This is a genomic window from Chelativorans sp. AA-79 (genome assembly GCF_029457495.1).
Taxonomy (GTDB): domain Bacteria; phylum Pseudomonadota; class Alphaproteobacteria; order Rhizobiales; family Rhizobiaceae; genus Chelativorans.
Map to the genome: position 1 here is coordinate 1,283,771 of NZ_CP120361.1, position 16,612 is coordinate 1,300,382.

General features: G+C 66.1%; 17 protein-coding genes. 14 read left to right on the forward strand and 3 right to left on the reverse strand.

Annotated features, from left to right (window positions below; translation table 11 throughout):
• Positions 1-17 precede the first annotated feature (17 nt).
• The gene (gene panC / locus PVE73_RS06365; protein WP_277366146.1) at positions 18-875 is read right to left on the reverse strand and encodes a pantoate--beta-alanine ligase; all 858 of its coding nucleotides are present in this window, start codon (positions 873-875) and stop codon (positions 18-20) included.
• Complete coding sequence (panB, locus tag PVE73_RS06370; protein WP_277366147.1) at positions 872-1,714, reverse strand: 3-methyl-2-oxobutanoate hydroxymethyltransferase; 843 nt, start codon at positions 1,712-1,714, stop codon at positions 872-874. Before panB ends, panC begins: the two co-directional genes overlap by 4 nt.
• Before the next feature lie 169 nt (positions 1,715-1,883).
• Between panB and PVE73_RS06375 the strand changes: the two genes are divergently transcribed.
• From PVE73_RS06375 to ugpC, 14 genes are all read left to right on the forward strand, one after another.
• The gene (locus PVE73_RS06375; protein WP_277366148.1) at positions 1,884-2,840 is read left to right on the forward strand and encodes a hypothetical protein; all 957 of its coding nucleotides are present in this window, start codon (positions 1,884-1,886) and stop codon (positions 2,838-2,840) included.
• A gap of 65 nt (positions 2,841-2,905) precedes the next feature.
• Positions 2,906-3,883 carry a quinolinate synthase NadA gene (nadA, locus tag PVE73_RS06380; RefSeq protein WP_277366149.1) on the forward strand — a complete coding sequence of 326 codons (978 nt, stop codon included), beginning with the start codon at positions 2,906-2,908 and terminating at the stop codon, positions 3,881-3,883.
• Positions 3,880-5,433, forward strand: a complete 1,554-nt coding sequence (locus PVE73_RS06385; RefSeq protein WP_277366150.1) for an L-aspartate oxidase — start codon at positions 3,880-3,882, stop codon at positions 5,431-5,433. The genes nadA and PVE73_RS06385 overlap by 4 nt, the downstream gene beginning before the upstream one ends.
• Before the next feature lie 17 nt (positions 5,434-5,450).
• A complete protein-coding gene (gene nadC, locus PVE73_RS06390) occupies positions 5,451-6,302 on the forward strand; it encodes a carboxylating nicotinate-nucleotide diphosphorylase (RefSeq protein ID WP_277367363.1) in 852 nt (283 codons plus the stop codon).
• Positions 6,303-6,377: 75 nt separating this feature from the next.
• Positions 6,378-6,575: a hypothetical protein gene (locus PVE73_RS06395; RefSeq protein WP_277366151.1), complete on the forward strand. Its 198-nt coding sequence runs from the start codon at positions 6,378-6,380 to the stop codon at positions 6,573-6,575.
• A 17-nt stretch (positions 6,576-6,592) separates the two neighbouring features.
• Positions 6,593-6,823 carry a hypothetical protein gene (locus PVE73_RS06400; protein ID WP_277366152.1) on the forward strand — a complete coding sequence of 77 codons (231 nt, stop codon included), beginning with the start codon at positions 6,593-6,595 and terminating at the stop codon, positions 6,821-6,823.
• Between the two features lie 98 nt (positions 6,824-6,921).
• Positions 6,922-7,530: a sulfite oxidase-like oxidoreductase gene (locus tag PVE73_RS06405; protein ID WP_277366153.1), complete on the forward strand. Its 609-nt coding sequence runs from the start codon at positions 6,922-6,924 to the stop codon at positions 7,528-7,530.
• Entirely contained in the window at positions 7,523-8,272 is a 750-nt protein-coding gene (locus PVE73_RS06410; RefSeq protein WP_277366154.1) for an FAD-binding oxidoreductase, read from the forward strand. Before PVE73_RS06405 ends, PVE73_RS06410 begins: the two co-directional genes overlap by 8 nt.
• Positions 8,273-8,394: 122 nt before the next feature.
• A complete protein-coding gene (locus tag PVE73_RS06415) occupies positions 8,395-9,105 on the forward strand; it encodes a FadR/GntR family transcriptional regulator (protein WP_277366155.1) in 711 nt (236 codons plus the stop codon).
• On the forward strand, positions 9,102-10,274 hold the full coding sequence (locus PVE73_RS06420; RefSeq protein WP_277366156.1) for a PLP-dependent transferase: 1,173 nt from the start codon (positions 9,102-9,104) through the stop codon (positions 10,272-10,274). The genes PVE73_RS06415 and PVE73_RS06420 overlap by 4 nt, the downstream gene beginning before the upstream one ends.
• 34 nt (positions 10,275-10,308) lie before the next feature.
• Positions 10,309-11,574, forward strand: coding sequence for a sugar ABC transporter substrate-binding protein (locus tag PVE73_RS06425; protein WP_277366157.1), 1,266 nt, complete (start codon positions 10,309-10,311; stop codon positions 11,572-11,574).
• Positions 11,575-11,691: 117 nt separating this feature from the next.
• Positions 11,692-12,627: a sugar ABC transporter permease gene (locus tag PVE73_RS06430; RefSeq protein ID WP_277366158.1), complete on the forward strand. Its 936-nt coding sequence runs from the start codon at positions 11,692-11,694 to the stop codon at positions 12,625-12,627.
• Positions 12,628-12,631: 4 nt separating this feature from the next.
• Entirely contained in the window at positions 12,632-13,465 is an 834-nt protein-coding gene (locus tag PVE73_RS06435; protein WP_277366159.1) for a carbohydrate ABC transporter permease, read from the forward strand.
• Positions 13,466-13,475: 10 nt separating this feature from the next.
• Positions 13,476-14,555 (forward strand): sn-glycerol-3-phosphate ABC transporter ATP-binding protein UgpC, encoded by a 1,080-nt coding sequence (ugpC, locus tag PVE73_RS06440; RefSeq protein WP_277366160.1) that lies wholly within the window; start codon positions 13,476-13,478, stop codon positions 14,553-14,555.
• A gap of 32 nt (positions 14,556-14,587) precedes the next feature.
• On the opposite strand, the gene PVE73_RS06445 is transcribed toward ugpC, so the two are convergent.
• The gene (locus tag PVE73_RS06445) at positions 14,588-16,525 is read right to left on the reverse strand and encodes a DUF5054 domain-containing protein (RefSeq protein ID WP_277366161.1); all 1,938 of its coding nucleotides are present in this window, start codon (positions 16,523-16,525) and stop codon (positions 14,588-14,590) included.
• Positions 16,526-16,612 lie beyond the last annotated feature (87 nt).

Here is a 16,612-nt window from a genome sequence, read left to right on the forward strand (position 1 = left end):
AGATGATGCGCTGCTTCTCAGTCGCGGGGTGGCGCAACGGCCACATTGTCGATGAGGCGTGTCGCGCCCAGCCAGGCGGCGGCAAGCAGGCGCGCCGGGCGGTCGAGCGCCTCCATTGACGCAAGGTCCTTTTCCGCCCGCAATTCGAGATACTCCACTTCGGTAAAGCCCGCCGCGAGTATCGCGCGCCGCGCCTGCGCGAGGGTCTCCCCGATGGGGGTGCCCCCGGTCAGCCGCCCGGCGGTCGCAAAGAGGATCCTTGCCAGTTCAGGCGCTGCCCGGCGCTCTTCGGGCGAAAGGCGGACATTGCGGGAAGACAGGGCGAGCCCGTCCTCCTCGCGCACCGTGGGGCAGGCGACGATCACGATCGGGATGTCGAGATCGCGCGCGAGGCGGCGCACCACATGGAGCTGCTGGAAATCCTTCTCGCCGAAGAAGGCAAAGTCGGCGCCGGTCTGCAGGAAGAGCTTCGTGACCACTGTCGCCACGCCGTCGAAATGGCCGGGACGGAATGCGCCGCACAGGCCCTCGCTCACGCCGCTCACCGAGACCGTGGTCGAGAAGCCCTCCGGATAGATTTCCGACGCGTCCGGCGCGTAGAGCATCTGGACGCCGAGCGGAGCAAGCTTGGCGGCGTCCTCATGTTCGGTGCGTGGATAGGCGGCGAGGTCGGCGGCGTTGTTGAACTGCTTCGGGTTCACGAAGAGCGTGACGATCACCCGCTCCGTCCGGCCAAGCGCCGCGCGCACGAGGCTCAGATGCCCCTCGTGCAGCGCGCCCATGGTGGGGACGACGGCGACGCGGGAACCCTCCCGTCGCCACTCCGCCACCGCAGCACGCAGCTCCCTGACGGTGCGGACGATCGGAACACTCATCCTTTGTCTTCTCCCTTCGGCCCCGGCACATCGCCGAAGACGTGCTCGGGCGCGGGAAACCGGCGCGTGCGCACGTCCTCGGCATAGGCGGCGACCGCGGCCTCGGCGTTCTCCGCCAGTTCCGCATAGCGCTTGACGAATTTCGGCCGGAAGGAGGTGAACATGCCCAGCATGTCGTCCACCACCAGGATCTGTCCGTCACAGGCCGGCGAGGCGCCGATGCCTATGGTCGGAATGGAGACCTCCTCCGTGATCCGGCGGGCGAGCTGTTCTGGCACTTTCTCCAGCACGACGGAAAAGGCGCCGGCCTCGGCTGTCGCGAGCGCGTCACGCAGCACGCGGTCGCCGTCGGCGCCCTTGCCCTGGACGCGGTAGCCGCCGAAGGCGTTCACCGCCTGCGGCGTCAGGCCCACATGGGCCATCACCGGCACGCCGCGCGCCACGAGGAAGCGGATGGTCGCGGCCATGCTTTCGCCGCCCTCGAGCTTGACGGCCGCACAACCGGTCTCGGCCATCACGCGGGCGGCGCTGCGGAAGGCCTGCTCCGGGCTTTCCTCATAGGAGCCGAAAGGCAGGTCGACCACCATTAGCGCCTGCTCCATGCCGCGCCGCACGGCCTTGCCATGCATGATCATCATGTCCAGCGTCACGCCCAGCGTCGAAGGCAGGCCGTGCAGCACCATGCCGACGCTGTCGCCCACCAGCACGATATCGCAATGGGGATCGACGAGCCTGGCGACGGGCGTGGTATAGGCCGTCAGGCAGACGAGCGGCTGCCCGCCCTTGGCCGCTGCTATATCCGGCGGAACGATCGCTTTCGCTCCTCCTGTTGCGCTCATGACAGGTCCTCCAGAGGCAACTGCTGGTGCGTGCGTTTCGCATAGAATTGTGCAGTTGCGAAGAGGAAATTCGCTTCCTATGGCAACGGCCCTCCGCTCCACGCGGTGTTTCGCCGGGCCGCCGCTGCTGATACATGCTCTTCATCCGACCCTCATAGAACGGAGCAGGATGAGCCAGGGCAAGACAGACGTGACGGAAGATCCCCATCAGCGCCGCGAGGTCAAGGTCGATCTGATCGCCGTCGTGGCGGCGGTCATCGACGGCAATCCCCGTGTGCTGGCGATCCGGCAGGGAAGCGCTCTGCCCTCCGGGCCGTTCGAGCTCGGCCATCGCTCATTGCAGGCGGGCCTTCGCGACTGGGTGGAGCAGCAGACCGGGCATCCGCTCGGCTATATCGAGCAGCTCTACACCTTCGCTGACCGCGACCGCATCGCGGACGAGCTGACGCAGCGGGCGATCTCGATCAGTTATCTGGGCCTTACGCGCGACGAGCGGACGGAAAACGACCGGCCGCGCGACTGGCGGAGCTGGTACGACTATTTCCCGTGGGAGGACCACCGCGAAGGCCCGCCGGCCATCCTCCCCGAGGTCATCCTGCCGCGGCTCGAGGCCTGGACGGAAGAGCGCGGACAATCACTCGAGGAGCGGCGGCACCGCGCCGCGATTGCCTTCGGTCTCGATGACCGGCCGTGGAACGAAGAACTCGTGCTGCAGCGCTATGAGCTTCTTTACGAAGCCGGCCTTGTCGAGGAGGCGCTTCGGGGCAGGGAGGGAGGCGATGCGCCGCCCGCTTCCGGCCGCGCGATGATCGCCGACCACCGGCGCATCCTCGCCACGGGAATCGCGCGGCTGCGCACCAAGATCAAATACCGCCCCGTGGTGTTCGAGCTGATGCCGCCCGTCTTCACGCTTCTGCAGTTGCAGCGAGCGGTGGAGGCGCTCGCGGGCCGCCTCGTCCACAAGCAGAATTTCCGGCGGCTCATCGAGCAGCAGGAACTGGTGGAGGAGACCGGAGAGACCACCTCCGAGACGGGCGGGCGCCCGGCGAAGCTCTTCCGTTTCCGTCCCGGCGTTCTGATGGAGCGAACGGTCGCAGGGACAAAATTACCCGTCATGAGGGCTTGACATTGCTTATGCTCAAAGTAAGCATATCTAAGATATACTCTGATTGAGCATAATGGAGGCCGCCCGTGCTCGACACCCCCAGGCGAACCGACGCGCTTTATGAGAAGGTGAGGCGCGTGATCCCGCCGGTCGAATGGCCGGCTTTCGTTGGCGATATCGAGGCCATCCTCGACCTTAAACGGCGGCGCAACGCCGTGATCCTGGCGCACAATTACCAGACGCCGGAGATCTTCCACTGCGTGGCTGATATCGTGGGGGACAGCCTGGCGCTTGCGCGTGAGGCGGTGGACACCGACGCCGATGTCATCGTGCTCGCCGGCGTCCACTTCATGGCCGAGACGGCGAAGCTGCTCAATCCGGAAAAGACCGTGCTCATCCCGGACATGGGGGCAGGATGCTCGCTGGCCGACTCCATCACCGCGGAAGATGTGCGGCTGATGCGCCGTCATTATCCGGGCGTTCCCGTCGTCACCTATGTCAACACATCGGCGGCGGTAAAGGCCGAATCCGATATCTGCTGCACGTCCGGAAACGCCCGTGCAGTGGTGGAGTCGCTCGGCGTTCCCCGCGTGATCATGATCCCCGACGAGTATCTCGCACGGAACATCGCGGCCGAAACGGAGGTCGAGATCATCGCCTGGAAGGGCCATTGCGAGGTGCACGAGCGCTTCACGGCCGCCGATATCCGCGAATTGCGGGAGGGGAACCCCGGCGTCGTCGTGCTCGCCCATCCCGAGTGCCCGCCGGAGGTGGTGGCGGAGGCGGATTTCTCCGGCTCCACGGCCGCCATGTCGGCCTATGTGGGGAAGGAGAAGCCGCGGCGCGTGGTGCTGATGACGGAGTGCTCCATGAGCGACAATGTCGCCGTGGCCCATCCGGACGTCGAGTTCGTGCGCCCCTGCAATCTCTGCCCGCACATGAAGCGCATCACGCTGGGCAATATTCGCCGGGCGCTGGAGGAAAACCGGCACGAGGTGACGGTCGGTGCGGAGATAGCCGAGCGCGCGCGGCACGCCGTCGAGCGGATGCTCGCGGTCAGATGAACGGCATCGATCTTCGTGACCTCGGTGGCCGGCCGGTGATCGTCGGCGCTGGTCTCGCCGGGCTCGCCACCGCACTTCATCTTTCGCCCGCGCCCGTGGTCGTTCTGTCGAAAGCGCCTCTCGGGCAGGAAGCGTCGAGCGGCTGGGCGCAGGGCGGTCTCGCGGCGGCCATGGGGGCGGACGACGATCCCGAGCTGCATCGGGCCGACACGCTCGCGGCAGGCGACGGGCTCTGCGACCCGGAGATCGTGGGCAAGGTGGTCAGCGCGGCACCTCGCGCCGTCGAAGACTTGGCACGTTTCGGCGTCCGCTTCGACCGGGGTCCCGACGGTGCGCTGCTCCTCGGGCTGGAGGCGGCGCACAGCCGCCGCCGCATCGTCCATGCGGAAGGCGATGCCACGGGCCGCGAGATCATGCGCGCGCTCGTTGCCGCCGTGCGCCGGACCCCCTCCATCACCGTGCTGGAAGGCTTCGAGGCGCGGCGGCTCGTCACGGATGACGGCGCCGTCTCCGGGGTCGTCGCCTCCGGCCCGTCAGGGCCTGTGCTGCTTGCCGCCGGTCGCGTGGTGGTCGCCACCGGCAGCATCGGCGGGCTATACGACGATGCCACGACCCCCTTGGGCTCGATCGGCCAGGGCCTGGCGCTCGCCGCCCGCGCGGGCGCGGCGCTTCGCGATCTCGAATTCGTGCAGTTCCATCCCACTGCGCTCGACGGGGCGAACCGGCCGATGCGTCTCGTCAGCGAGGCCGTGCGTGGGGAAGGGGCCATTCTCATCGACGAGACGGACCGCCGATTCCTCGCAGGTGTGCCCGGAGCGGAGCTTGCGCCGCGCGATGTCGTGGCCCGCGCGGTGGCTGCTCATCTCGCCCAGGGTCATCGCGTCTACCTCGATGCACGAGGGGCGCTCGGGGGCCGCTTCGCCCGGCGTTTTCCCGGCATCGACGCCTCCTGCAAGGCTGCGGGCATCGACCCGTCGCGGCAGCCGATCCCGATCCGCCCTGCCGTGCACTACCACATGGGCGGCATCGCCGTGGACGGCGAGGGGCGCAGTTCCGTTTCCGGCCTCTGGGCCTGCGGCGAGGCGGCCTCCACCGGTCTGCACGGCGCCAACCGGCTCGCCAGCAATTCGCTCATCGAGGCCGCCGTGTTTGGCCGCTGTGTGGCGGAAAGCATCGCCGGCACGGCCGATCGCCTGCGGCCGCGGCCGGTCTCCCTTCCCACGGCCGCCCGGGTCGATGCTTCGGCCGTGCGCCCGATCGTCTCCCGCGCCTTGGGCGTTTCGCGCGACGGCGAGACCTTACGCGACGCGGTCGCTGCGCTCCTGCCTTTCATCGAGTGCCCCGGCCCTGCTTCCGATCCCGCGGCGATCGCGTTGATGATGGCCGTCTCGGCTCTCGCGCGGGAGGAGAGCCGTGGCGCGCATTTCCGCTCCGATTTCCCCGATCGGAACAGTCGCGCGGTGCATACCCGCCTCACGCTGGAACAGGCGTTGGCGGCGGCGCGCAACCTTGCTTTGGAACCGGCCGCGTCGTTGGCTCGGAGTGCATGAGATGGAGTATGCTTGAGATGGAGCTTCCGCCGCTTCCCACGGTCATGTTCGAGCCCCTGGTCCGGGCGGCCCTCGTCGAGGATCTCGGCCGCGCGGGCGATCTCACCACGGATGCCGTCGTGCCGGTCGGCTTCCCTGCCGAACTGACGCTTACCGCCCGGCAGCAGGGCGTGGTCGCCGGACTCGATGTTGCCGCACTCGCCTTCCGCCTCGTCGATCCTGCGATATCGATGCAGGTCGAGCGGCCGGACGGCAGCGTGGTCGGCGCGGGCGACGTCATCGCCAGCGTCAGCGGCCCCGCACGCGGCCTTCTCACCGCCGAGCGCACGGCGCTCAATTTCCTTTGCCATCTGAGCGGCATTGCCACGGCGACTGCCTCCATCGTGGAAGCGGTGAAGGGGCACAAGGCGCAGATCGTCTGCACGCGCAAGACCACGCCCGGCCTGCGCGCGCTCGAGAAATACGCGGTGCGTGCCGGCGGCGGGTCGAACCATCGCTTCGGTCTCGACGACGCCATTCTCATCAAGGACAACCACATCGCGATCGCCGGCGGCGTCCGCTCCGCGATCGAGCGGGCGCGGGCGCATGCGGGCCACATGGTCAAGGTCGAGGTGGAGGTGGATACGCTCGATCAGCTCGAGGAGGTGCTTGCGCTCGGCGCGGATGCCGTGCTGCTCGACAATATGGCGCCTGCACAACTTGCCCGCGCAGTGGAGATCACTGCCGGGCGAGCGATCACCGAGGCCTCGGGCCGTGTGACGCGGGAGACCGCGCCGGCGATCGCCGCTTCGGGGGTGGACCTCATCTCCGTCGGTTGGATCACGCACAGTGCCCCCGTACTGGACATAGGGTTCGATTACAGCCCCTGACGGCGGGAACACCCTTCGGGCTTGGGTGTTTGGGCCGGGATGATCGGGCTCGCGGCGGGGTGCGAGGAGACGATGATGCCGACCTTACCGCTGGCCGTCGATATTGCCGACGCCGTTTTGCAGGCCGACGCTCCGTTGGATACCGAAGCCAAGGCGGAAGAGCTTCTGAAAGCCCATCCCGAAGCGGGCGCATCCCACGAAGAGGTTCGCACGGTGCTCGAGGAAGAGAGCAAGGTTGCCATGCCTGCTCGCGCGAAAACCAGAAAATCATAGTTTGTGGGGCGAAAACCATGCCACGCTACTTCTTCCACGTCGCCGGCGAATGCGCGCGGACTGCAGCAAACAGCGATATCGAACTTCCCGACCCGAACGCGGCGTGGAGTGAGGCAATCACCACCTGCGGCGAGATGATAAAGGATCTGGACGGCACATTACCGATCGGGACGGATTGGAAAATGGAAGTGGCTGATGATGACGGCCCGATCTTCGTCATATCGGTCCGCTCGGCGCGGCTGCGCTGAAGCTGCTCTTTTGTCCCGCCCGGCCGCGCATGGGCGCTGGCGGTGGAGCGAACCTCGTGCCATCAATGACATGTCCGCCCGATAGCGAGGAGACGACGATGGTGACGCGAGGGTTCACCGGCCGAGGCCGGGCAGAAGGCGAGGCAGACCGCATTCCTCCCGGCCAACATCTGGTGCAGGATTTCCCGGTGCTTTCGGCCGGGCCGACACCCAGGATCACGCCGGAGAAATGGTCCTTCACGCTGAAGATCGGTCCGAGGCCGGTCAGGACATGGAACTGGGCCGAGTTCAACGGTTTGCCGATGACAAGGATGACGCGCGACATCCACTGCGTCACCGCGTGGTCCAAGCTCGACACCGCGTGGGAAGGCGTCTTGATCGACGACGTGCTGGCGGAGGCCGGCATCGGCGAGCCGCCGACGCCCTTCATGCTCGCCCATTCCTTCGACGGCTATTCGACCAATGTGCCGCTCAAGGACCTGACGGGCGGAAAGGCCATGATCGCGTTTCGTTACGAAGGGCGGCCGATCGAGGCAGATCATGGCGGGCCGGCAAGGCTGCTCGTACCGCATCTCTATTTCTGGAAATCTGCGAAATGGATCAACGGACTGCAGTTCACCGAGCGGGATGAGCCGGGCTTCTGGGAGCTGCGCGGCTATCATATCTACGGCGATCCCTGGCGCGAGCAGCGTTACACGCATGACTGACGCCGTTCCGCCGGCGGCGGCGCAGTGGCAGGCCGCAACGATCACTGCGATCATCCCGCGCACCGCGCGCATCAAGAGCTTCTTCTTCGCCTTGCCCAGGCCCTTCACCCACCGTCCGGGGCAATATGTCGACCTGCGGCTGACCGCGCCGGACGGCTACAGCGCCGTCCGCAGCTATTCGATCGCCTCGGCGCCTGACAATCCGGGCGAGATCGAACTCGCCATCGACCGGCTGGACGACGGCGAGGTGTCGCCCTTCTTCCATGATGTGGCCGAGATGGGCGACGAGATCGAATTGCGCGGCCCGCTCGGCGGCCATTTCGTCTGGTCCGTGGAGGATGGCGGGCCGCTGCTCCTGGTGGGAGGAGGCTCCGGCCTGGTGCCGCTGATGGCGATGATCCGCCATCGGCATTCGACGGGGTCGGTTGTGCCTGTCCTGCTCCTGCTTTCGGCACGGACCTGGGACGACGTTCTCTATCGGGGTGAACTTCTGGAACTGGCGCGCCTCGACAACGGCTTCACGCTCGTGCTGTCGCTCACGCGCGACACGCCGCGGCGCGACGGCGACTATCCGCGCCGGATCGATGCCGCATTGATGTCGGAAGTCGTCGCACGAATGCCCGTCGCGCCGAAACACGTCTTCGTCTGCGGCTCCAACGCCTTCGTGAATTCGGCAGCAGACGGAGCGCTCGCGGCAGGCATTCCCGCGGAGGTCATCCGTACAGAACGCTACGGCGCCTGAGCCGCCAATCCGTGATATGCACAGGGCTGCGGGGCGGTGTGTTGACCCGTCCGCTTTTTCCGACTTAAAATCGCTCGGATGTCAGACCAATTTAAAGGCTGGCTCGAGGGGAAGACGTCTCCATGCGTGAACGGCTGGATATTGGATCGCTGCCGGTTCAGGACCGGATTCAGCAGGTGACGGATGCTCTTGCGGCCTATATCGAGAGGGCGAAGCTGAAGAGCGGCGACCGGCTGCCGGCCGAGCGGGAACTGATGGCGGCGCTGAAGGTCGGGCGCTCGACCATCCGCGAGGTCATCCGCCGCTTCGAGGCGCTGGGCGTTCTGCAGACGCGGCGGGGCAGCGGCACCTATCTTGTCAAGCCGGTCTCGGCGAGCACGATCCACATGCCGCTGTCGCTCAATGCCGTGCATTTGCGCGACGCGCTCCTGCAGACGCTGGAGGTGCGCCGCTGCATCGAGGCGGAGGCGAGCGTGCTCGCCGCGAGGCGCCGCACGGTCAAGGACATCGCCCTCATGGAGGAGAAACTCAACGAGATGGAGCGCGTGCATCTGGCCAAGGGCACGTCCGGCCCGGAGGATCTCGCTTTCCATCTCGCGATCTACGATGCCGCGCACAACCCGCTTTTTCGGCAGATCCTGGAGCAGATGCGTGGTGCCTTCCAGCGCTTCTGGGAACATCCCTTCGAGCGGCAGGATTTCGCCGGCCGCTCCTTCCCGTTCCACCGCGAGCTCTTCGACGCCATCGTGGTGCAGGACACCGAGCGAGCGCGGGAGAAGACACTGAAGATCCTCGACATCGTCGAGGAGGACATCGAGGAAATGTCGCGATGAGCGACGGGCAGGACAGTTTCGACGAAGCCTCGCTCACCGTCGCCCACGACGCGGCCAATGCGTTCGAGGCGGTCGTGCCGCCGATCGTGCAGACCTCGCTGTTCACGTTCTCGGACTATGACGAGATGCTCGCCACCTATCGCGGCGAGAAGGTGCGGCCGACCTATACGCGCGGGCTGAACCCCACCGTGCGCATGTTCGAGGAGATGCTGGCGAAGCTGGAGGGCGCGGAAGACGCGCTGGGCTTTGCGAGCGGCATGGCGGCCATCTCTTCGGCGGTGCTTAGCTTCGTGGAACCGGGCGACCGCATCGTCGCCGTGCGGCACGTCTATCCGGACGCCTTCCGCCTCTTCGGCACGGTGCTGAAGCGCATGCGCGTCGAGGTCGTCTATGTGGACGGCCGCGACGAGGAGGCGGTGACCAGGGCGCTTCCCGGCGCGAAGCTGTTCTACATGGAAAGTCCGACGAGTTGGGTGATGGAAACCCATGACGTCGGCGCGCTTGCTGCCCTTGCGAGGAGGGCGGGCGTGCTGAGCATCATCGACAACAGCTGGGCCAGTCCGGTTTTCCAGCGCCCGCTTTTCCTCGGCGTCGACCTCGTCGTTCATTCCGCCTCGAAATATCTGGGTGGCCACAGCGACGTGGTGGCGGGCGTGGTCGCCGGCTCAAAAGAGCTGATCGGCCGTATCCGCGCGGAAACCTATCCTTATCTCGGCGGCAAGCTTTCGCCCTTCGATGCCTGGCTGCTCATCCGCGGCATGCGCACGCTGCCCGTGCGCATGCGTGCGCATCAGGAGGCGGGCATGGCGATCGCGACCCGTCTCCAGGCGCATCCCATGGTGGAGGAGGTCTGCCATCCCGGCCTCGGAAACCGCCTGCCGGCGGGGCTTGCCGGCACATCCGGGCTCTTCTCCTTCATCTTCCACGACGGCGTGGATGTCCGCGCCTTCGTCGATCGCCTTCGCCTCTTCAAGCTCGGCGTGAGCTGGGGCGGGCACGAAAGCCTCGTCGTTCCCGGCGAGGTCGTGCTGCAGCAGAAGGCGGAGCCCAATTCCGCGGTCGCCTTCGGCATCAGCCCGCGGTCCGTCCGCCTGCATGTGGGGCTCGAGGGAGCCGAGGCACTTTGGCGCGACCTGGAGGCCGCCATCGCCGCGGCGTCCAGCGCATGAGTGAGAAACCGACAAGAAGAAAGGGGAAACGAAAATGAGGAAACTGCTGATCGCAACGGCCTTCGCCTCCCTGATGACGGGGACGGCCATGGCCGACACCACCTTGAAGCTCGTCGAGGTGATCACGAGCCCCGAGCGGACCGAGACGCTCAAATCCATCGTGGGCCAGTTCGAGGAAGCCAATCCCGGCACCAAGGTCGAGATCGTCTCGCTTCCCTGGGGCGAGGCCTTCCAGAAATTCGCCACCATGGTCTCGGCCGGCGATGTGCCCGATGTGATGGAGATGCCGGATACCTGGCTGGCGCTCTACGCCAACAACGGCATGCTGGAGAGCCTGGAGCCCTACCTCGCGGAGTGGGAGCACACGGATGGACTCACCGACCGTGCGCTGGAACTCGGCCGGGATGTCGACAACACGGCCTATATGCTGCCCTACGGCTTCTATCTCCGCGCCATGTTCTACAACAAGAAACTGCTCGAGGAGGCCGGCGTCTCCGAGCCTCCGAAGACGATGGATGAATTCGTCAAGGCGTCGGAGGCCGTTTCCCAGCTTCCGGGCAAATACGGCTATTGCCTGCGCGGCGGGCCGGGCGGCCTCAACGGCTGGATGATGTTCGGCGCCACGATGGCGGGCTCGAACGAGTTCTTCAACCCCGACGGTACCTCCAAGCTCAACGAGGAGGGCTGGGTGAAGGGCCTCACATGGGTGATCGACCTCTACAAGAACGGGCTTGCGCCGAAGGACAGCGTCAACTGGGGCTTCAACGAGATCGTGGCCGGATTCTATACCGGCACCTGCGCTTTCCTCGACCAGGACCCCGATGCGCTGATCGCCATCGCGCAGCGCATGAAGCCCGAGGATTTCGGCGTCGCCCCCATGCCCAAGGGGCCGGACGGCAAGGCCTTCCCGACCATCGGCTACGCCGGCTGGTCGATGTTCGCCTCCAGCGAGAACAAGGACCTCGCCTGGAAGCTGATCGCCACGCTCGAAGGGCCGGAAGGCAATATCGCGTGGAACAAGCGCACCGGCGCGCTGCCGGTGCACAAGTCGGCCGAGGAGGATCCGTTCTATGCGGGGGACCAGTTCAAGGGCTGGTTCGAGGAGCTGGCCGATATGGATGTCGTGCCCACGGTGATGCCCACCTATCTGGAGGAGTTCGCCTATTTCAAGGATGCGCTGGTGATCACCACCTCGCAGCAGGCGCTGCTCGGCGAGATCACGCCGGAAGAGCTCGCCAATCAATGGGCCGACTATCTCACGAAGGCGCAGCAGAAATATCTGGCGGAGCAGAAACAGTAGTCCGCTGAGACAGTAACGGAAACGGCACGGGCCATCTTCGAATTTGGAGATGGTCCGGTCGTGCTCCCGTCCGTCGGCACATTCCGAACGTACCGGTAAGGAAGCAACTCCGGCCCAATGGACATCACCGCCCCGCGCCCCGTAAGGCAGGCTGACCGGCGCCCGCTTCGCAAGCGGATCGCGCATGCGTCCGAGCCCTATCTCTACAGCGCTCCGGCGTTGATCCTCATCGCCACCGTCATGCTCGTGCCGCTGGTGCTCGGCATTTCCTATGCCTTCCGCGACGTCCAGATCCTGAACCCTTTCTCGGGCGGCTTCATCGGGCTCGAACACTTCCGCGCGCTTTCACAGGACCAGGCCTTCTACCGGGCGCTGAGGAACACGCTCTGGTGGACCGGGGCGTCCGTCGCCCTGCAATTCGCCTTCGGCCTGATCCTCGCGCTGCTGCTCGACCGGCCCTTTCCCGGCCGCATGGTCGTCCAGGCGCTGGTGTTCCTGCCCTGGGCGGTGCCGAGCTTCCTTGCAGGCCTCAACTGGGCCTGGCTCTTCAATCCGGTGATTGGACCTCTGCCGCACTGGCTCTATGCGCTGGGGATCATGAGCGAGCCCGCCAACATCCTGTCGGACCCGCAGCTTGCCATGTGGGGGCCGATCGTCGCCAATGTCTGGTGGGGCATTCCCTTCTTTGCCATTACGCTCCTGGCCGCGCTCCAGGCGATCCCGCGTGACCTCTACGAGGCGGCGGCGATCGACGGCGCGGGGCCGGCGCGGCGCTTCCTTTCCATCACGCTGCCCTTCCTCGCGCCCACCATCGCCATCACCGTACTCCTGCGTACGGTGTGGATCTCCAATTTCGCGGACCTGATCATCGTCATGACGGGGGGCGGGCCGGCCGACCGCACGCAGATCGTGGCAAGCTACATCTTCACCCAGGCCTTCAGGAAACTCGATTTCGGCTATGCCTCGGCCATCGCGCTCGTGCTGCTCGGACTGCTGCTCGCCTATTCGCTGCTGATCGTGCTCCTGCGCCAGACGCTGCTCGAGAGGGATTGAGACGATGCGCTCGAAATCCCTTCTGCCCACGATTCTCCACCGGACAGCGATCCTCGTCTATGTCGCCTTTGCGCTCTTTCCCCTGTTCTGGCTGCTCAAGGTCTCCGTCACGCCCAACGACCTCCTCTATTCGGAGGGCGTGCGGCTCTGGCCGTCGCGGGCGAGCCTGGAGCATTTCCGTTTCGTGCTGGCCCACAGCGCCTTCCCGATTTTCTTCCGCAACAGCGTGATTGTCGCCGGCTCCACCGCGGTGGTGGTCACCATCCTGGCGGCGCTTTCGGGCTATGCGCTTTCGCGCTTCTCCTTCCGCGCGAAATACTGGATCGTCGCCCTGATGCTGGTGACGCAGATGTTCCCGCTGGTCATGCTGGTGGCGCCGATCTTCAAGATGCTCTCGCCGCTCGGCCTCACCAACAGCCTGACGGGGCTGATCATCGTCTACGCGGCCTTCAACGTGCCTTTCGCCACCTTCCTCATGCAGTCCTTCTTCGACGGCATCCCGAAGGACCTGGAGGAGGCGGCGATGATAGACGGCGCCAGCCGCTTCATGGCCTTCCGCCAGATCATCCTGCCGCTCACGCTGCCGGGCATCGCGGCCACACTCGGCTTCGTCTTCACGGCAGCCTGGAGCGAGCTCCTCTTCGCGTTGATGCTGATCTCCGGCAACGACGCGGCCACCTTCCCGGTGGGGCTGCTCACATTCGTCTCCAAATTCTCCGTCGATTTCGGGCAGATGATGGCGGCGGGCGTGCTGGCGCTCATCCCGGCCTGCCTCTTCTTCCTGTTCATCCAACGCTATCTCGTGCAGGGCCTGACGGCCGGCGCCGTAAAGGGCTGAGGGGATCTCCATGGCGACCATCGACATCGACAATCTCCACAAGGCCTATGGCAAGGTGCCCGTCCTCCACGGCGTGGAGCTTACGATCGGCGACGGGGAGTTCGTCGTGCTGGTCGGCCCCTCCGGCTGCGGCAAGAGCACGCTTCTCAGGATGATCGCGGGTCTCGAAGAGGTGATCGAAGGCGAGATCCGCATCGGCGGCGCGCGCGTGAACGAGCTTGCGCCCAAGGACCGCGACATCGCCATGGTCTTCCAGTCCTACGCGCTCTATCCGCACATGACCGTGGCCGGCAATATGAGCTACAGTCTGCGGCTGCGGCGGGCGGCGCGCGAGAAGATCGCGTCCGCCGTCACCGACGCGGCGGGCAAGCTGGGGCTCGAGCCGCTGCTCGAACGCCGGCCCAAGGCGCTCTCGGGCGGTCAGCGCCAGCGCGTGGCCATGGGGCGGGCGATCGTGCGGCACCCGAAGGTATTCCTCTTCGACGAGCCGCTCTCCAACCTCGACGCGCGCCTGCGCGAGCAGATGCGGGCGGAGATCAAGAAGCTCCACCAGCAGCTCGGTGCCACCTCCATCTACGTCACCCATGACCAGATCGAGGCCATGACGCTGGCCGACCGCATCGTCGCCATGCATGGCGGGGTGGTGCAGCAGGTGGGGAGCCCGCTCGAACTCTACGACCGTCCGGCCAATCTCTTCGTCGCGGGCTTCATCGGCTCGCCGGCGATGAACTTTCTCTCAGCGCGCTATCAGGAAGGTGAGAGCGGGCCGGCTGCGAAACTCGCCGACGGGGTATCGGTGCCGCTGCCGCATCCGTTCGTGCTGGAGCCGGGTTCGGCGGTGACGCTTGGGATCCGCCCCGAGCACGTGGTGATGGGGATGCAGGACGCGGACGGTATCCCCGCTTCCGTCGATCTCATCGAGCCGACCGGCTTCGGCATCATCCTGCATCTGACGTTGCACGGCCTGCCGCTCAAGATCTTCACGCTCGATCGCGCGGCACTCGATGCGGGCGGCGCGGTGTCGATCGCTTTCCCCAGCCGTTATCTCCACGTCTTCGACCGGGACGGCAAGCGCGCGGTCGCACGGTAGTCGCGCCGCGTTTGGCATGATGATGAGCTGGCTCAGCTCTGGAAGGAAATCAGGAACCGTGAGACGAAGTCGCCTTCCCACCACATGGGGAAATTGGTTCCCCATTTGTTGTTGTGGAGGTTGAAGCGCAGCCCCGCGTCATAGGCCGGCGGTTCCTGCGGGAAAACCATGAACGGGTGGTCCCGCGGTCCCACGAGCGGCGTGTCGAACGGCGTGATCTCGATCCTGCCGCCTTCGATTGGTGCGCGCGCGGAAAAGATCGCCTGAAGCGCGCCGCCGCCCAGCCGCGCGACATGCCCCGCCTTCTGCCACAGTCCGGTTTTCAGGAGTTCCCAACCGCCGGCACCCGTCGGGGCGAATTCCACGAAACCTGCCTCGGGCATGCGGTTGGCCGGTTTTCCACGCAGGACGACCGTGATTTGAAAACCTTCGTCGCGCGGCTCTAGAAGGTAGTCCACTCGGCGCGGCGCACCCAAAGCCTCATGTGGTTCACCCGAAAATTCCGTGACGATCACGAGCCGGCCAGCCTCCTGTGCGATTCCCTTGAAGCGCGGACGGAACACCGCCGAGCGGGCCGTCTTCGCCTTGCCGAGCCCCGGCTTGTCATGGTCGAGGATCGCCCACTCCGGCCGGTCGGTGAGATAGCTGTCGAGATGCACGGCCATGTCGCCGGCGTCGTAGCTCTCGTAGCGGTAGCCGAAGAGCGGGCCGTCACCCTCGATCCGCATGCTGCCCAGCTGGAGCGCCAGGATGTCGCCGGTCTCGCGATCAAGCTCCACATCCGCTCCCGCAAACGCCGCCTTGCCCGCGGGCGCCTCGGTCGGCTCCATCGCTTCGGGAACCTCGGTCGCCCTCAATGCCTCGTCCGCTTGGCCGCGGTCCTCGATCGCAAGCGCCGCCACAGCCTCGTCGAGATAGGAGCGCTGCTCGGTCCAGGAGGCTTCGGTGTAGCGGAAGCGGAAATCCCCTTGGCGCATCGCCTCGAAATCGGGCCGGTCCCATGCCGTCTCGTCGCGCAGGAAGGATTTGACGTCCACGCCGCAGGTGTGCTCGGCCACCAGAGCCAGCCGGCGCCCGAAGGCGATGCGGGGGCTTGTGAGCTCCGCTGCCTCGAAGCCGTCATAGAGCCGCTGAAGCGTGCGGAAGCGGGCGATCTTCACCGGGTCGCTGGCGCTGCCATGAATCCAGCTGTCACCCAGCTCCAGTTCCACGACCGGAAAGCGGGCGCGGTTCTCCCACAGGATCGCGCCATAATCCTCCAGCGTCGCCGCGCGGATTTCGGCATCGGGGTAGCGGTGGCCCATCTCGCGCAGGATCTCCACCACCTGGTGAATCTGCTGCGGGCCCATATTGTCGTTGGTGTGGGCGAAGCTCAGCCCATCGACCAGACCTTCCGGCAGGTGCGTGGCGCCGTAGGAGCGCTGGTACATGACGACGATTTCCTCGCCGCCGGGTGCGCGCCAGCGGAAGATTTCCGGCACGTCCGGCGGGGGGCAGGCCGTGTTCACGCCGATATGCAGGAACTTCAACCCCGCTTCGGCCATCAGCGGCACGATGCTCCGCGTGTGGCCGGGCACGTCGGTCATCTTGGCGGCGATGGTCCGCTTGCCGAAACGCTGGTCGAGCTCGGCCGCATAGGACAGGCCCGCCCGGAAGAGCGCCGGGCTCATCAGCTCCGAATGGGTGGTGAAGGGCAGGCCGTGCCAACGGATCACGCCCTTCTCGATTGCGCGTTCCAGCCGCGCGGCCTCCTCGCGCGAGCGCGTTTCCAGATGGTCCCAGATCAGCCAGGCGCCGGTCGTCCAGACGAATTTCGGGTTCGCCGGGTCCTCGGCATGGAAATGCTCGCCGGTCGCGATCGCCTGCGGGATGAAGCGTTCGTGATAGAGCCGCCGCACCTTTTCCGCGTGATCGGTGAAGCCGATGTCCAGATGGGTCTTGAAGACGAGGTGGATGCGGGAGGTGGTCATGGGTTGCTCGATAGCGGGAACAATCGCGCGGGTATGTGCCCCGCCGCGCCCCCCTCTGGCCTGCGGGCCATCTTCCTCTCAAGGGGG

Coding starts and splice junctions, on each gene's coding strand:
- panB (WP_277366147.1), bottom strand. CDS start 1,714: ATGAGCGCAACAGGAGGAGCGAAAGCGATCGTTCCGCCGGATATAGCA.
- PVE73_RS06425 (WP_277366157.1), top strand. CDS start 10,309: ATGAGGAAACTGCTGATCGCAACGGCCTTCGCCTCCCTGATGACGGGG.
- PVE73_RS06435 (WP_277366159.1), top strand. CDS start 12,632: ATGCGCTCGAAATCCCTTCTGCCCACGATTCTCCACCGGACAGCGATC.
- panC (WP_277366146.1), bottom strand. CDS start 875: ATGAGTGTTCCGATCGTCCGCACCGTCAGGGAGCTGCGTGCTGCGGTG.
- ugpC (WP_277366160.1), top strand. CDS start 13,476: ATGGCGACCATCGACATCGACAATCTCCACAAGGCCTATGGCAAGGTG.
- PVE73_RS06405 (WP_277366153.1), top strand. CDS start 6,922: ATGGTGACGCGAGGGTTCACCGGCCGAGGCCGGGCAGAAGGCGAGGCA.
- PVE73_RS06375 (WP_277366148.1), top strand. CDS start 1,884: ATGAGCCAGGGCAAGACAGACGTGACGGAAGATCCCCATCAGCGCCGC.
- PVE73_RS06415 (WP_277366155.1), top strand. CDS start 8,395: ATGCGTGAACGGCTGGATATTGGATCGCTGCCGGTTCAGGACCGGATT.
- PVE73_RS06395 (WP_277366151.1), top strand. CDS start 6,378: ATGCCGACCTTACCGCTGGCCGTCGATATTGCCGACGCCGTTTTGCAG.
- PVE73_RS06445 (WP_277366161.1), bottom strand. CDS start 16,525: ATGACCACCTCCCGCATCCACCTCGTCTTCAAGACCCATCTGGACATC.
- PVE73_RS06410 (WP_277366154.1), top strand. CDS start 7,523: ATGACTGACGCCGTTCCGCCGGCGGCGGCGCAGTGGCAGGCCGCAACG.
- PVE73_RS06420 (WP_277366156.1), top strand. CDS start 9,102: ATGAGCGACGGGCAGGACAGTTTCGACGAAGCCTCGCTCACCGTCGCC.
- PVE73_RS06385 (WP_277366150.1), top strand. CDS start 3,880: ATGAACGGCATCGATCTTCGTGACCTCGGTGGCCGGCCGGTGATCGTC.
- PVE73_RS06430 (WP_277366158.1), top strand. CDS start 11,692: ATGGACATCACCGCCCCGCGCCCCGTAAGGCAGGCTGACCGGCGCCCG.
- nadC (WP_277367363.1), top strand. CDS start 5,451: ATGGAGCTTCCGCCGCTTCCCACGGTCATGTTCGAGCCCCTGGTCCGG.
- PVE73_RS06400 (WP_277366152.1), top strand. CDS start 6,593: ATGCCACGCTACTTCTTCCACGTCGCCGGCGAATGCGCGCGGACTGCA.